Source organism: Stenotrophomonas sp. GW821-FHT09E08, from assembly GCF_059416125.1.
Window position 1 is genome coordinate 1 of record NZ_JBWKOO010000012.1, and the last position, 13,535, is coordinate 13,535.

At 67.2% G+C, this 13,535-nt stretch carries 14 protein-coding genes; 9 read left to right on the forward strand and 5 right to left on the reverse strand.

Going from position 1 to position 13,535, the window contains the following annotated elements; genetic code table 11:
- Positions 1-253 precede the first annotated feature (253 nt).
- The 4 genes from AC07M7_RS14820 to AC07M7_RS14835 are packed head-to-tail and all read left to right on the forward strand — an operon-like array spanning position 254 to position 3,912.
- The gene (locus AC07M7_RS14820) at positions 254-889 is read left to right on the forward strand and encodes a ubiquinone biosynthesis accessory factor UbiJ (protein ID WP_046985340.1); all 636 of its coding nucleotides are present in this window, start codon (positions 254-256) and stop codon (positions 887-889) included.
- Positions 886-2,541 carry a ubiquinone biosynthesis regulatory protein kinase UbiB gene (gene ubiB, locus AC07M7_RS14825; RefSeq protein ID WP_253079464.1) on the forward strand — a complete coding sequence of 552 codons (1,656 nt, stop codon included), beginning with the start codon at positions 886-888 and terminating at the stop codon, positions 2,539-2,541. The genes AC07M7_RS14820 and ubiB overlap by 4 nt, the downstream gene beginning before the upstream one ends.
- Before the next feature lie 5 nt (positions 2,542-2,546).
- A complete protein-coding gene (locus AC07M7_RS14830) occupies positions 2,547-3,125 on the forward strand; it encodes an O-methyltransferase (protein WP_046985338.1) in 579 nt (192 codons plus the stop codon).
- Between the two features lie 43 nt (positions 3,126-3,168).
- Entirely contained in the window at positions 3,169-3,912 is a 744-nt protein-coding gene (locus AC07M7_RS14835) for a pseudouridine synthase (protein WP_136640064.1), read from the forward strand.
- 75 nt (positions 3,913-3,987) lie between these two features.
- Here the strand turns inward: AC07M7_RS14835 and AC07M7_RS14840 are convergent, their stop codons facing one another.
- A complete protein-coding gene (locus tag AC07M7_RS14840) occupies positions 3,988-4,515 on the reverse strand; it encodes a DUF2059 domain-containing protein (protein ID WP_046985336.1) in 528 nt (175 codons plus the stop codon).
- Between the two features lie 134 nt (positions 4,516-4,649).
- On the opposite strand from AC07M7_RS14840, the gene arfB reads away from it, so the two are divergent.
- The 3 genes from arfB to dcp all read left to right on the forward strand — a co-directional run bounded on the left by arfB (position 4,650) and on the right by dcp (position 7,956).
- Positions 4,650-5,081, forward strand: coding sequence for an alternative ribosome rescue aminoacyl-tRNA hydrolase ArfB (arfB, locus tag AC07M7_RS14845; RefSeq protein WP_004135621.1), 432 nt, complete (start codon positions 4,650-4,652; stop codon positions 5,079-5,081).
- 4 nt (positions 5,082-5,085) lie between these two features.
- Positions 5,086-5,688 carry a lysophospholipid acyltransferase family protein gene (locus tag AC07M7_RS14850; protein ID WP_012509731.1) on the forward strand — a complete coding sequence of 201 codons (603 nt, stop codon included), beginning with the start codon at positions 5,086-5,088 and terminating at the stop codon, positions 5,686-5,688.
- A 111-nt stretch (positions 5,689-5,799) separates the two neighbouring features.
- The gene (dcp, locus tag AC07M7_RS14855) at positions 5,800-7,956 is read left to right on the forward strand and encodes a peptidyl-dipeptidase Dcp (protein ID WP_046985334.1); all 2,157 of its coding nucleotides are present in this window, start codon (positions 5,800-5,802) and stop codon (positions 7,954-7,956) included.
- 213 nt (positions 7,957-8,169) lie between these two features.
- Here the strand turns inward: dcp and AC07M7_RS14860 are convergent, their stop codons facing one another.
- Both AC07M7_RS14860 and AC07M7_RS14865 read right to left on the reverse strand, forming a co-directional pair.
- A complete protein-coding gene (locus AC07M7_RS14860; RefSeq protein WP_004153636.1) occupies positions 8,170-8,616 on the reverse strand; it encodes a 3-dehydroquinate dehydratase in 447 nt (148 codons plus the stop codon).
- A 3-nt stretch (positions 8,617-8,619) separates the two neighbouring features.
- Entirely contained in the window at positions 8,620-9,021 is a 402-nt protein-coding gene (locus tag AC07M7_RS14865; RefSeq protein ID WP_495207741.1) for a hypothetical protein, read from the reverse strand.
- A gap of 249 nt (positions 9,022-9,270) precedes the next feature.
- Between AC07M7_RS14865 and lepB the strand changes: the two genes are divergently transcribed.
- Positions 9,271-9,897: a signal peptidase I gene (gene lepB / locus AC07M7_RS14870; protein ID WP_495207742.1), complete on the forward strand. Its 627-nt coding sequence runs from the start codon at positions 9,271-9,273 to the stop codon at positions 9,895-9,897.
- A 124-nt stretch (positions 9,898-10,021) separates the two neighbouring features.
- Positions 10,022-11,278 (forward strand): MFS transporter, encoded by a 1,257-nt coding sequence (locus tag AC07M7_RS14875; protein WP_430767122.1) that lies wholly within the window; start codon positions 10,022-10,024, stop codon positions 11,276-11,278.
- Positions 11,279-11,395: 117 nt separating this feature from the next.
- On the opposite strand, the gene AC07M7_RS14880 is transcribed toward AC07M7_RS14875, so the two are convergent.
- Both AC07M7_RS14880 and AC07M7_RS14885 read right to left on the reverse strand, forming a co-directional pair.
- Positions 11,396-12,304, reverse strand: a complete 909-nt coding sequence (locus AC07M7_RS14880; RefSeq protein WP_495207743.1) for a LysR family transcriptional regulator — start codon at positions 12,302-12,304, stop codon at positions 11,396-11,398.
- Between the two features lie 205 nt (positions 12,305-12,509).
- Positions 12,510-13,478: a LysR family transcriptional regulator gene (locus AC07M7_RS14885; RefSeq protein ID WP_495207744.1), complete on the reverse strand. Its 969-nt coding sequence runs from the start codon at positions 13,476-13,478 to the stop codon at positions 12,510-12,512.
- Between the last annotated feature and the right edge of the window lie 57 nt (positions 13,479-13,535).

A 13,535-nucleotide genomic window follows, 5' to 3' on the forward strand; every position in this document is an offset into this window, starting at 1 on the left:
AGGCATGCCTCGGGCGGGTTGGGCAGGACGCCCAACCCCGGTCTTGCCGTGTGCGCAGGACAGCGCACACGAGCAAGCGGCGACCAAGCCCCCATGGACGGGTTCACGGCGTCCCCGTAAACCCACACCACCCCGCCTCCCCACGGGAAGCCAGCGTTTGACGTTGCCGTTGCTGTTGCTCTCGCCGGTGCCTCTGCGGGTGCCGGGCAGCAGCCCGGCCCAAGCCCCCCACCCACGCAGGTAGAATGCACACATGGCTCTCTCCCTGCTCAAGTCCCTCAAGCCGGTCGCCGGCCGCGCCCTGCAGATCGCCCTGAACCGCGCGCTGGCGCTGGATCCGGATACCCGCCACGCGCTGGCCAGCCTGGATGGCCGGCATATCGACCTGACCCTGGAAGCGCCCTCTCTGGCGATGCGCATCAGTGTCGATGGCGACCAGCTGCGGGTCGGTCCAGTGGACGCACAGGAAGCCGATCTGGCCGTGCGCAGCAGCCTGGCCGGCGTGCTCGCGCAGCTGCCGTTGCTGGCCAGTGCACGGCGTGCCGACAACAACGGCAAGGGCCGCGTGCGCGTGGCCGGCGATGCCGAACTGGCGCGCCGCCTGCAGCAGCTCGCCAAGGGCTTCGATCCGGACTGGCAACAGCCCTTCGTCAGCGTGTTCGGCGAGGTGCTGGGCGTGCAGGTTGCCAACACCCTGCGCAGCGCTCTGCAGCACGCGCGGCAGGGCGCGATCGACCTGGCCCACAGCGCCGCCGAATTCATCACCGAGGAATCGCGCGACGTGGTGCCGCGCGCTGAGCTGGATGCCTTCCATGATGATGTGGACGTGCTGCGCGATGACGTCGAACGTCTCGGCGCGCGCGTACAGCGCCTGCGGGGTGCCGCATGAAGGCTGTGCTGCGCGCCAGCCGCATTGGCCGGGTGATCCTGCGCTACCGCCTGGACGACCTGCTGCAGGGCACCCCCGCCGAGCGCTGGCTGCGCCTGGCCAAGCCGTTCGTGCCGCGCGCTTCGGCCGACATCGCTGCTCAGTCGCGCGGTGCACGCCTGCGCCTGGCACTGCAGGATCTCGGCCCGATCTTCGTCAAGTTCGGCCAGATCCTGTCCACCCGCCGCGACCTGGTGCCGCCGGACGTGGCCAATGAATTGACCCTGCTGCAGGACCGCGTCAAGCCGTTCGATGGCGAGACCGCACGCCGCATCGTCGAAGAAGCGCTCGGCCTGCCGGTCAGCGAGGCCTTCGCCAGCTTCGACACCGAGCCGCTGGCCTCGGCGTCGATCGCACAGGTGCACGCGGCCACGCTGGCCGATGGCCGCCAGGTGGTGGTCAAGGTGCTGCGCCCGGGCATCGAGAAGCAGATCGACGCCGATATCGCGTTGCTCAATTCGCTGGCTGCCCTGGTCGAGCGCACCCATCCGCGCGCCGACAAGATCCGTCCGCGCGAAGTGGTGGCCGAAGTCGAAAACACCCTGTCCGCCGAGCTGGACCTGCAGCGCGAAGGCGCCAATGCCAGCGTGCTGCGCCGCTTCTGGGAAAACAGCGACGACCTGTACGTGCCGGAAGTGATCTGGAGCCACACCGCCGAGCGCGCGCTGACCCTGGAGCGCGTGTGGGGCATCCCCTCCGATGACATTGCTGCACTGGACAAGGCGGGCATCGACCGCAAGGCACTGGCTGCCAAGGGGGTGCGGGTGTTCTACACCCAGGTGTTCCGCGACAACTTCTTCCATGCCGACGCGCATGCCGGCAACATTTGGGTCGACACCGATCCGTCGCGCCGCGCCAACCCGCGCTTCATCGCGCTGGACTTCGGCATCATGGGCCAGCTCTCCCAGGAAGATCAGTACTACCTGGCCGAGAACTTCATGGCCATCTTCAACCGCGATTACCGCCGCATCGCCGAACTGCACGTGCAGGCGCGCTGGATGCCGGACAACGTGCGCATCGATGATCTCGAGGCCGCCGTGCGTTCGGTGTGCGAGCCGTACTTCACCCGGCCGCTGTCGCAGATCTCGCTGGCCGAAGTGCTGATGAAGCTGTTCCGCGTGGCCCAGCGTTACCAGCTGACCCTGCAGCCGCAGCTGATCCTGCTGCAGAAGACCCTGCTGAACATCGAAGGCGTCGGCCGCCAGCTCGACCCGCAGATCGACATCTGGGCGGTGGCCAAGCCGGTGCTGGCGAAGATCCTGCGCGAGCGCTACAGCCCGCGCCGCGTGGTGCGCGAGATCGGCAAGCGGCTGCCGGAAATCATGACCCACGCGCCGGACATGCCGCGCCTGGTACACGCCTGGCTGACCCAGCAGGTGGAAGGACGCCACGAACTGTCGATGCGTTCGCGCGACCTGGCCGCACTGGATGCCAGCGTGCAGCGCCTGCAGAAGCGCGCGGTGGGTGCGATCACCGGTGTCGGCCTGCTGGCCATCGCCGCACTGATGTATGTGGTGCAGCCACCGGGCTGGTACTGGGGTGACCTGCCGATGTGGAGCTGGCTGTCCGGTGCGGTCGGTGCGGTCGCGCTGCTGCGCGCGTGGTGGAAGTAGGCCCCGTGCTGAAAGCGCTCAAGGACGAGCTGGTCCGCTTCGGCGCCGACAACGACGCACGCGAAAGCGAGCGCGGCCGACGCATGCTCAACATCACGCCTGACACCGGTGAGTTCCTGTCGGTTCTGGTGCGATTCGGCAACACTCACCGGGTGCTGGAAATCGGTACGTCCAACGGCTATTCCACGCTGTGGCTGGCCGAGGCCGCCGCCGCCATCGGCGGCCACGTGACCACGCTGGAGTACGCCGACGACAAGGTGGCGATGGCGCGAGCCACGTTTGCACGGAGTGGCCTGGGTGATCGCATCAGCCTGGTCCATGGCGATGCCGGGCTCTGGCTGGCGCAGGCCGCCGATGCCTGCATCGACCTGCTGTTCCTCGATTCGGACCGCGGGCAGTACGCCGGCTGGTGGCCGCAGCTGCGCCGCGTGCTGCGCCCCGGTGGCCTGCTGGTGGTGGACAACGCCACCTCGCATGCGGAAGAGATGCAACCGCTGCGCGTGCTGCTGGATGCTGATCCGGACTTCAGCACCAGTCTGGTGCCGGTGGGCAACGGCGAGTTGCTGGCCGTGCGCAACGCCTGACCGGCGCATCTGACCCCGATCAGGGCACCCGTATAATCCCGCGGTGAGCACCGAACCCGATACCCTCGCCGCGGTCGAGACCGACACCGCGCCCCTGCAGCTGCTGTACCTGGATGAGCGCCTGGCCGTGGTCAACAAGCCTGCCGGGCTGATGGTCCACGACAGCAAACTGGCCCGTGGCGAAGACGACTTCCTGGCCGACCGCCTGCGCGAGCAGCTGGGTCGCCCGATCTTCCTCGTGCATCGCCTGGACCGGGCGACGAGCGGCTGTCTGCTGCTGGCTTTCGACCGCGAGACCGCCAGCACGCTGGGCAAGGCGCTGATGGGCGGTGAAGTGGCCAAGGACTACCTGACGGTCTGCCGTGGCTGGCCGGCCGAGTTGTCCTGGCGGGTCGACCACGACCTCGACGGTGGCCCGGGCAAGCCGGTGAAGAAGCCGGCAGTGACCGACTTCCAGCGCCTGGCCACCGGCGAGCTGTCAGTGCCGATCGGAGAGTTCACCAGTTCGCGCTATGCATTGCTGCGCTGCCAGCCGCAGACCGGGCGTTTCCGGCAGATCCGCCGGCACCTCAAGCACCTGTCGCACCACATGATCGGCGACACCAGCCACGGTGATGGTCGGCACAACCGCATCTTCCGCATGCAGGGCGTACACCGCATGCTGCTGCACGCCGAGCGCCTGCGCTTCCCGCATCCGGACGGTGGCACGGTGGACGTGCGTGCGCCGTTGGACGGCGGGTTCCAGAAGGCGCTGGACCTGTTCGGCTGGCAGGTGGATACCGCTTGACGGTAGTGCCGGCCGCTGGCCGGCAGCTACGCGATTCCAGATGTACTGGGGAGCCGGCCAGCGGCCGGCACTACCTCACTTCTTTTCCGGCTCGTTGACGATCGCTTCCAGGTCCTTCTGCAGGTCCGCGAACAACGGCTGCATGCGGGCCTGGATCGCCACCATCACGTTCTGCATCAGGGCCGGGGTCTTGTCCAGCAGGCTCTGGCCGGCCGCGCTCTCGTAGAACTCGGCCATCGCCAGCACGTCTTCCTTGCTGAACGTCTTCTTGTACAGGTCCACGTACATCGGCCGCAGCTGCTGCCACGACAGGGCCTGGCGCAGGGTCTGGCTGGTCCGCGCCTGGATCCGCTTCAGCTGCTCCTGCTGCTGGGCGTTGAGCTGGCGCTGCGCGGCCACCTGCTGGAACTGCTGCTGCTGCATCGCCTCGATCTGCGGCAGCATGGTGTCGATCATGCTCTGCGCGCGCGAGGCTGACAGCAGGCGGTTGATGTCGCCATCGGTCGGCGGGGCGGCCAGTGCCGGAATGCTGGCCACGGCCAGCGCCAGCAGCAGGGCGGCGCGGCGCAGCAGGGACGGCAGGGCGGGTGTGGTGCGGGTCATGCGGGGCTTCCTGCAGTACATGGGACGGCCAGCATACCGGCAGCCGAGGCGAAGGCGGCGTGTTCGGTACCTGATCGGCGGCATACGGTGCGCAATGACGTACTCCATCGCGTGGCTGCCGCTACAATGCGCGGATGGGCAGTGGACCGGTCACCATCAGCGCGCAGCTTGAAATCCCCGACGGCGAGATCGTCGAGCGGTTCGTGCGTGCCAGTGGTGCCGGTGGCCAGAACGTCAACAAGGTTTCCACCGCGGTGGAACTGCGTTTCGATGTGGCCGGCTCGCCCTCGTTGCCCGAACCGTTGCGCGAACGCTTGCTGGCGCGGCGCGACCGGCGCATGACCGGCGAAGGCGTGCTGGTCATCGACGCGCAACGATTCCGTACCCAGGATCGCAATCGCGAGGATGCGCGCGATCGGCTGGCGGCCTTCATCCAGGCCGGGCTGCACGTGCCCAAGCCACGCAAGGCCACCAAGCCGACCCTCGGGTCGAAACTGCGTCGTCTGGACGCCAAACGCGGGCGCGCGCAGGTCAAGCGCGGGCGCTCATCACGTGACTGGGAGTGATTGCTTGAACAACCCGACGCCGTTGCTGCCGGCCATTCCGCCGAACATGCCGCAGGTCAAACCCAACCGCTTCCTGCGCTGGCTGGCGCGCTGCACGCTGCGCATGGGCGGCTGGAAGGTTACCGGCACCCTGCCCGACATCCCGAAGCTGGTCTTCATCATCGCCCCGCATTCGTCCAACTGGGATGGCCTGTGGGGTATGGCGGCCAAGATCGCACTGGGCATGAAGGTCAAGGTGCTGGGCAAGGCCTCGCTGTTCTGGTGGCCACTGGGCCCCCTGTTGCACAAGCTGGGCGTGATCCCGCTGGACCGCAGTTCGCCGCAGGGCACGGTGGGCCAGGCGGTGGACCTGCTGCGCAACAACGAGAAGATGTGGTTTGCCATCACCCCGGAAGGCACGCGCAAGGCGGTGAAGGACTGGAAGGCCGGTTTCCTGAAGATCGCGCGGATGGCTGATGTGCCGGTTCTGGCGGCGTATTTCCATTACCCGGAAAAGATCATCGGCATCGGCCCGGTGTTCCATCCCAGCGGAGACGACGCAGCCGACATGGCGGCGATCCGCGAGTTCTACCGGCCCTGGATCGGCAAGACCCGCGGCACGGTCTGAGCCGGCCGCGCGCCGCTGCCTAGACGCCACGTCCGGCACATGCCGGGCGTGCGCGACAGGAGTAGGGTGGACGGCTGGTATCCCATACCGTCTGCCCAAGGAGCGTTTTACATGTCGCGTACCGTAGTCCTGGCCGCCGCCATCAGCCTGGCGCTGGCGGCCTGTTCCGGCAAGGAGTCCACCCCCGTGTCCGATGCCCAGAAAGCCCCGGCCCAGCAGCCGGCCGAAGCCTCCACCAACCCGCTGCTGAGCGCCAGCACGCTGCCGTTCCAGGCCCCGCAGTTCGACAAGATCAAGGACAGCGACTACCTGCCGGCCTTCGAAGAAGGGATGCGCCAGCACCTGGCTGATGTCCGCAAGATCGCCGACAACCCTGAGCCGGCCACCTTCGACAACACGCTGGTGGCGATGGAGCGCAGCGGCGAGACCCTGAACCGCGTGTCGCGCATCTTCTTCGGCCTGGTCCAGGCCGACGGCACCGAAGCGCGCCAGAAGATCCAGGAAGACATCGCACCGAAGCTGGCCGCGCACCAGGACGAGATCAACCTCGACCCGAAGCTGTTCGCGCGTGTGAAGTCGCTGTACGACCAGCGTGACACGCTGGAACTGGACCCGGTGCAGAAGCGCCTGGTCGAGCATTACTACGACGGCCTGGTGCGCGCCGGTGCCCAGCTGTCCGACGCCGACAAGGCGAGCCTGCGCAAGCTCAACGTGGAAGAGACCACCCTCTCCACCCAGTTCCACACCCGCCTGGTGGCCGCTACCGCCGCTGCCGCCGTGGTCGTCGACGACAAGGCCAAGCTGGCCGGCCTGGACGACAATGCGATCAACAACGCTGCGTCTGCCGCCAAGGACCGCAAGCTGGATGGCAAGTTCCTGCTGCCGCTGCAGAACACCACCCAGCAGCCGGTGCTCGGTTCGCTGACCGATCGTGACCAGCGCGCCGCGGTGCTGAAGGCTTCGGAAACCCGCGCAGAGCGTGGCGATGCCAACGACACCCGGCAGACCGTACAGCGCCTGGCACAGCTGCGTGCGCAGAAGGCCAAGCTGCTCGGCTTCGACACCTTCGCCGACTACCAGCTGGGCGACCAGATGGCCAAGACCCCGGCCGCTGCGCTCAAGCTGCTGACCGACACCGTGCCGGCCGCGACGGCCAAGGCGCGTGCCGAAGCCGGCGAGATCCAGAAGGTGATCGACGCGCAGAAGGGTGGTTTCCAGGTCGCTGCTTCGGACTGGGATTTCTACGCCGAACAGGTGCGCAAGGCCAAGTACGATCTGGACGAGTCGCAGATCAAGCCGTACTTCGAACTGGACAACGTGCTGCAGAACGGCGTCTTCTACGCCGCCACCCAGCTGTACGGCATCACCTTCAAGCCGCGTACCGACATTCCGACCTACAACCCGGACATGAAGGTATACGAAGTGTTCGACAAGGACGGCACTTCGCTGGCCCTGTTCTACACCGACTACTTCAAGCGTGACACCAAGTCCGGCGGCGCATGGATGGACGTGTTCGTCGAACAGGACGGCCTGACCGGTGCCAAGCCGGTGGTCTACAACGTCTGCAACTTCACCAAGCCGGCCGACGGCCAGCCTGCGCTGATCAGCTTCGACGACGTCACCACGATGTTCCATGAGTTCGGCCATGCGCTGCACGGCATGTTCTCGAACGTGAAATACCCGTCGATCGCCGGCACCGCCACTTCGCGTGACTTCGTCGAGTTCCCGTCGCAGTTCAACGAGCACTGGGCGCTGGATCCGAAGGTGTTTGCCAACTACGCCAAGCACTACAAGACCGGCGAGGCGATGCCGCAGGAACTGGTCGACAAGATCCTCAAGGCACGCAGCTTCAACCAGGGCTATGCGACCACCGAGTACCTGTCGGCCGCGCTGCTGGACCTGGCCTGGCACACGCAGAAGGCCGATGCGCCGCTGCAGGATGTCGGTGCGTTTGAAGCCAGCGCACTGAAGAAGTTCAAGGTCGACCTGCCTCAGGTGCCGCCGCGTTACCGCACCACCTACTTCGACCACATCTGGGGTGGTGGTTATTCGGCCGGTTACTACGCCTACTTCTGGGCCGAAGTGCTGGACCATGACGCCTACCAGTGGTTCACCGAACACGGTGGCCTGACCGCCGCCAATGGCCAGGAATTCCGCGACAAGATCCTCTCGCGCGGCAACAGCGTGGAGCTGTCGACCCTGTACCGCGATTTCCGCGGCAAGGACCCGTCGGTGGAGCCGCTGCTGAAGTTCCGCGGCCTGAAGTAAGCGCGGCCTGAAGTACGAAAGAAAGAACGGCGGGGGCAACCCCGCCGTTTTTCGTTGTGTCGCTCATCCACGCATGGCGTGGATCCATGTGTCGACCAAGGTCGACACCCACCCCACCATCCCAAGCAATGCCAGCCTCCGCTGTTGCTGTTGTTGTTGAGGTTGCCGGCCAGCGGCCGGCACTACCCCCGGGTGCCGGGCGCAGCCCGGCCATCACGTCCCTACATGCACCCGGTTCGCCTGCTCGGCCAACCCCAGGTGGTCCAGCGCGATGTCCAGCGCCAGCACATAACTCTGCGCGCCATACCCCGCGGCGATGCCCAGGCGCTGGCCGACACCGGCCGGCAGGCACGGCTCTGCCACCGCGCCGTCGTCATGCACTTCCACGTAGGCGTTGTGCAGGTAAGGCAGCAGCCGCTGCAGACGCAGGCTGTTGGCACACGCACCCGGGTCAAGCAGGGTCACCTCGCCGCGGCTGTGATCGGCCACGCGCAGGGCATCCAGCAGTTCCTGTTCCGAACCGCAGGCACGGATCGCGACGCTGGTGCCGGCGTCGATCGCGCGATGCACCAACGACTTCAGTACCGGCGCCGGCAGCGGCATTGCCGTGCGGATCAATGCACCGGCCGCTTCCGGGCCGCGGATGATGAAGATCGACATGGCTCAGCCCTCCTGCGCCAGACGGCGGCCAACGATGGCCAGCGACAACGGGTAACCGGCCTGCTGGCTGCGCTGGTCGACCACCACTGCGGCGGGACCGTGCTGCAGGCGCAGGCGCGCATCCAGGCCGGGTTCGCTGGGGGACTGCAGCTCGATGTACTGCGCCGGCAACCGTTCCAGCGCCGCCTGCAGCGCGCCGCCCTCGGCCTGCCATTGCGCCTCGTCGGCCACGCCGACATCCAGCAGCACCCAGTCGGCCGAGCGCGCCTGCGGCTGGCACAGGCACTGGCGCACTTCGGACAGGCTGGCGCAGTCGCTGCACAGCACGCGATGGCCGGCCAGCTGCGCCGGCAGCTGCGGGTGCGGCGCCGACGAAGACGCGTGGCGGATCACCAGGAGGGTCATACAACACCTTGCGGAATGCGCCCTGCGGCGCGGTGGGCACACGATGCGCGTGCTGCCCGTAAAGGTGCGATGCCCGCGGCCGGGTCGGGGCGTAAAACCTGCGTAACCCGTGCATCGGTAGCGCGGGGCCATGCCCGGCGGCGTGTTGGAACGGCCACGCTGCGCGCTCGCCGGGCGTGGCCCGGCGCTAACGGAACCTCCTGCGCCCGGATGTGGTCTGATGCAGCTACCAATCACCCGGAGCCTGTCATGGATGCTGTTGCCCGCCCTCCCTTTTCCGAACGCGCACTGGCCTGGTTGAAGAAGGAGGCGCTGCCGCTGCTGGTGATGCTCGGCCTGCTCGCCGCCGCCCGCGATACCCTCGCCAACCACTACGTGGTGCCCAGCGGCTCGATGCAGCCGACCCTGCAGCCCGGCGACCGGGTGGTGGTGGACATGCGCGCCTATGGCCTGCGCCTGCCGTTTACCGGAAAGGAACTGATGGCGACCGGCACCCCGCAGCGCGGCGAAGTGGCGGTATTCGACTCGCCGGCCGACGGCACCCGCCTGATCAAGCGCGTGGCTGCAGTGGCCGGTGATCATGTGCAGCTGCGCGAAGGCCATCTGAGCATCAACGGTCAGCCGCTTCAGATCGCCGACCTGCAGGACGTGGAAGCCTTCGGCGAGCGCCATGCCAGCCTCGACCTGGATATGGGCGGCGGCCCGGACATCGCTGACCTGGTGGTGCCGGACGGCAAGGTGCTGGTGCTGGGTGACCACCGTGGCAACAGCTTCGATGGCCGCTTCTTCGGCTTTGTCGACGCCGACAAGGTCTACGGCCGCGCCGTGGCGGTGTATTACCGCCGAGGCGCTGGCTTCGAGTGGCAGCGCCTGTAAGCTGAATTGATACTTCCTGTGTATCAATCCTGACCTATCAGGTTATGGATCGACTGGATGGGCGGGCCTAGTCTGAGGCCCGTTCCCTCCCACGCCCGGCCGTCCCCACCGGCCCTTCGATTCCATGACTGGCGAAACCACGGCGGCCGTCGAGCACCGCCTACACACCGTCGACTCCGACGCCGAGACCCGCATCCAGCAGGGCACACCGGCTTTCCGCCGCACCGCGCTGGCGCTGTTCCTGGCCGGCTTCTCCACCTTCGGCCTGCTGTACACGGTGCAGCCGCTGCTGCCCGAGTTCAGCCGCCACTTCGGCGTGTCCGCCGCCGGCAGCGCGATGTCGCTGTCGCTGACCACCGGCACGCTGGCGGTGGCAATGCTGCTGGCCGGCCTGCTGTCCGACGCGGTCGGCCGTCGCCCGTTGATGATCGCTGCGTTGCTAGCCTCGGCCATGCTGTCGCTGAGCACTGCGCTGGTGGACGACTGGACCACGCTGCTGGTGCTGCGCACCCTGCTTGGCCTGGCGCTGAGCGGCGTGCCGGCAGTGGCGATGACCTACCTGGTCGAGGAAATGGACAGCCGCGCGCTGGGCCTGGCGATGGGCCTGTACATCGGCGGCAATGCCATTGGTGGCATGAGCGGGCGCCTGCTGGCCGGCATCATCGCTGACCACTGGGGCTGGCGCTGGGGCATCGGTGTGGTCTCGATCATCGCAGTGGCCAGCACCGTGCTGCTGTGGCTGCAGCTGCCGCCGTCGCGCCACTTCCATCCCCGCCGTGATGGCCTGCGCCAGTTGCCGTCGCGCTGGCGCACGCTGTTCGCCGACCCGGGCCTGCCGTGGCTGTTCGCTACCTCGTTCGTGCTGATGGGTGTGTTCGTCACCCTCTACAACTACCTGGGCTACCACCTGCTGGCGCCGCCGTACCACCTCAGCCAGACCGTGGTCGGACTGATCTTCAGCGTGTATCTGGTGGGTACCTTCAGTTCGGCATGGATGGGGCAGCAGGCCACGCGCTACGGACGCGGCCGCATCCTGTCGATCTCGTTCGCACTGATCGGTGCCGGCATCGTGCTGCTGGCGATGCCATGGCTGAGCACGATGGCGCTGGGCATCGCGCTGGTGACCTTCGGCTTCTTCGGTGGCCACTCGGTGGCCAGCAGCTGGGTTGGCAGCCGTGCCGGTGCGATGCGCGCGGAAGCCTCGGCGCTGTACCTGTTTGCCTACTACCTCGGATCCAGTGTACTGGGCGGAGTCGGCGGCCTGGCCTATGCGGCCTGGGACTGGCTGGGCGTGTGCCTGTTCGCTGCCGTGCTGACTTTGATCGGTGGTGGCATCGTCTGGGCGCTGCAGCAGCGCACCCCGCAGCCGGTGACGGCGTGACCCAACGCGCGCTCCACTTGAGCGCGTCGCTGCTCTGGTAGATGCCGACCTTGGTCGGCGCTCTGGCAGGGAGGCCAACCAAGGTTGGCATCTACCAAAGCTGCATGGTCGACCGCATCACCCCTCCGCGAACGCCCCGCGCAGCAGCCCAGCAAAATTGCGGATCAACGGCGTCACCCCCTCGCGATGCCACGCCAGCTGCACCTCCGAATGCGCGCCGGCGTCTGCAAGCGCCACGAAGCGTGCACCCTCCACGCGGATGTGGTCGCACGACGACGGCAGGATTGCCGCACCCAGCCCGGCGGCGGCCAGACTGATCAGCGTCGAAGCCTCACCGGCCTCCTGCACGATGCGTGGAGTGAAGCCGGCGGCGGCACACAACGCGATCATGTGGTCATGGATGCCGGCGCCGGCGCTGCGCCGGAATGCCACGAACGGTTCCTGCGCCAAGTCGCGCAGCGACAGCGTGCCCTGCTTCGACAGCCTGCGCAGGGCAGGGTGGTCGGCATGCACGATCAACGCCAGCGGATCGACGAACAGGCTGTGGGCCACCAGCTCCGGCGGCAACGCGCGCTTGCGGATGATGCCCACGTCCAGGCTGCCATCGAGCAGCGCATCGATCTGCTGCAGGGTGTTCATCTCGCTCAGCTGCAGTCGCACCTGCGGGTACTGCTGGCGGTAGCGCAGGATCGAACGCGGAATCTGCGGTGACAGCGGCGTGGCCCGGGTCAGGCCGATGCGCAACTCACCCTGCTCACCGCGCTGCGCGCGCTGCACCTCATCCACCGCCGTTTCCACCTGCTGCACGATGGCGCGTGCACGTTCCTGCAGCAGCTCACCGGCAGGCGTCAGCTGTACACGACGATGGCTGCGCACGAACAGGCGCGCACCGATCAGGTCCTCCAGCTGGCGGATCTGCTGGCTGAGCGGCGGCTGCGACATACCCAGCCGCTCCGCCGCCTGTCCGAAATGCAGCGTATCGGCAACGGCGAGGAAGTAGCGCAGGTGGCGGAGTTCGATGGACATGGGTGCAGTCTATCCAGCCCGACGCCGGGAATCGTCATCCACGCATGGCGTGGACCAACCGTGTCGACCAAGGTCGACACCCACCAAGAGCAGGCCACACCGCCCCGCCATCCCACGGAATCCCCGCTGTTGCCTTTGACGTTGCCGTTGCCTCTGCCGTTGCCGTTGATTCGGCAGGTGCAGGGCGCAGCCCTGCCGCACACCCTCACCGTTCCGAATGCCCGCTCTGGTCGTAGTCGCGCGGACTGAACAACTCCGGCTGGATCAGCTCGATGAACGCCCGCGCCTGCGCCGACAACACCTTGCCACGCCGCACGATCACCCCGTAACTGCGTTCGGGGAACCAGCGTTTCATCGAACGCGCCGCCAACCGCTCTCGGTCAGCCTCGTTCAGGCACAGCGCCGGCACGATGGAAATGCCCATGCCCATCGCCACGTACTGCTTGATCACCTCCCAGCCGCCCACCTCCAGCGCCACGGTGTAGGCGATGCGGTGGCGCTGGAACACCTGGTCCACCAGGCGGTAGGTGATCTGCCGCTTCGGCGGCAGCACCAGCGGATAGCGCGCGATGTCGGCCAGCTCCAGCTCGCCGCCACTGGCCAGCGGATGGTCATGCGGCGCGATCAGCACCTGCTCGAAGCGGTAGGCCGGGGCGTAGCTGAGGTCGGCCGGCACATCGGTCATCGAACCGATCGCCAGGTCGGCCGCGTCCTCGCGCAGCAGGTCGGTGCCGTCGGCGCTGATCGCGTTGTGCAGGGTCAGGCGCACGTCCGGATGATGCAGGCGGAAGCGTTCGACGATCTTCGGCAGCAGGTACAGGATGGTTGAGCTGTTGGCGGCGATGTTCAGCTCGCCCGCGTCCAGGCCACGCACCTTGTCGCGGAAACGCGCCTCCAGCCCGTCCAGGTTCTCCACCAGCGGCTGTGCCATTTCGTACAGCAGCTGGCCCTCGCGGCTGGGCACCAGACGGCGCCCGCTGCGCTCGAACAACGGCACCCCCAGCTCCCGTTCCAGCGCCTGCAACTGCAGGCTGATGGCCGGCTGGCTGACGAAAAGTGCCTCAGCGGCCCGTGAGACTGAGCCCAGGCGTACGGTCTGGCAGAACGCGCGCAGCGGCTTCAGCCGGTCGGATTTGTAGGAAAAACGAGGGCTTGGCGGGGGGCGTGTGCTCATCGTGTCACAAGTATTAGCACAATTTATGTAGAACATTGCAAAAACTGTTTTGCCAAA

Coding starts and splice junctions, on each gene's coding strand:
- AC07M7_RS14820 (WP_046985340.1), top strand. CDS start 254: ATGGCTCTCTCCCTGCTCAAGTCCCTCAAGCCGGTCGCCGGCCGCGCC.
- ubiB (WP_253079464.1), top strand. CDS start 886: ATGAAGGCTGTGCTGCGCGCCAGCCGCATTGGCCGGGTGATCCTGCGC.
- AC07M7_RS14840 (WP_046985336.1), bottom strand. CDS start 4,515: ATGACCCGCACCACACCCGCCCTGCCGTCCCTGCTGCGCCGCGCCGCC.
- arfB (WP_004135621.1), top strand. CDS start 4,650: ATGGGCAGTGGACCGGTCACCATCAGCGCGCAGCTTGAAATCCCCGAC.
- dcp (WP_046985334.1), top strand. CDS start 5,800: ATGTCGCGTACCGTAGTCCTGGCCGCCGCCATCAGCCTGGCGCTGGCG.
- AC07M7_RS14860 (WP_004153636.1), bottom strand. CDS start 8,616: ATGTCGATCTTCATCATCCGCGGCCCGGAAGCGGCCGGTGCATTGATC.
- AC07M7_RS14865 (WP_495207741.1), bottom strand. CDS start 9,021: ATGACCCTCCTGGTGATCCGCCACGCGTCTTCGTCGGCGCCGCACCCG.
- lepB (WP_495207742.1), top strand. CDS start 9,271: ATGGATGCTGTTGCCCGCCCTCCCTTTTCCGAACGCGCACTGGCCTGG.
- AC07M7_RS14875 (WP_430767122.1), top strand. CDS start 10,022: ATGACTGGCGAAACCACGGCGGCCGTCGAGCACCGCCTACACACCGTC.
- AC07M7_RS14880 (WP_495207743.1), bottom strand. CDS start 12,304: ATGTCCATCGAACTCCGCCACCTGCGCTACTTCCTCGCCGTTGCCGAT.
- AC07M7_RS14885 (WP_495207744.1), bottom strand. CDS start 13,478: ATGAGCACACGCCCCCCGCCAAGCCCTCGTTTTTCCTACAAATCCGAC.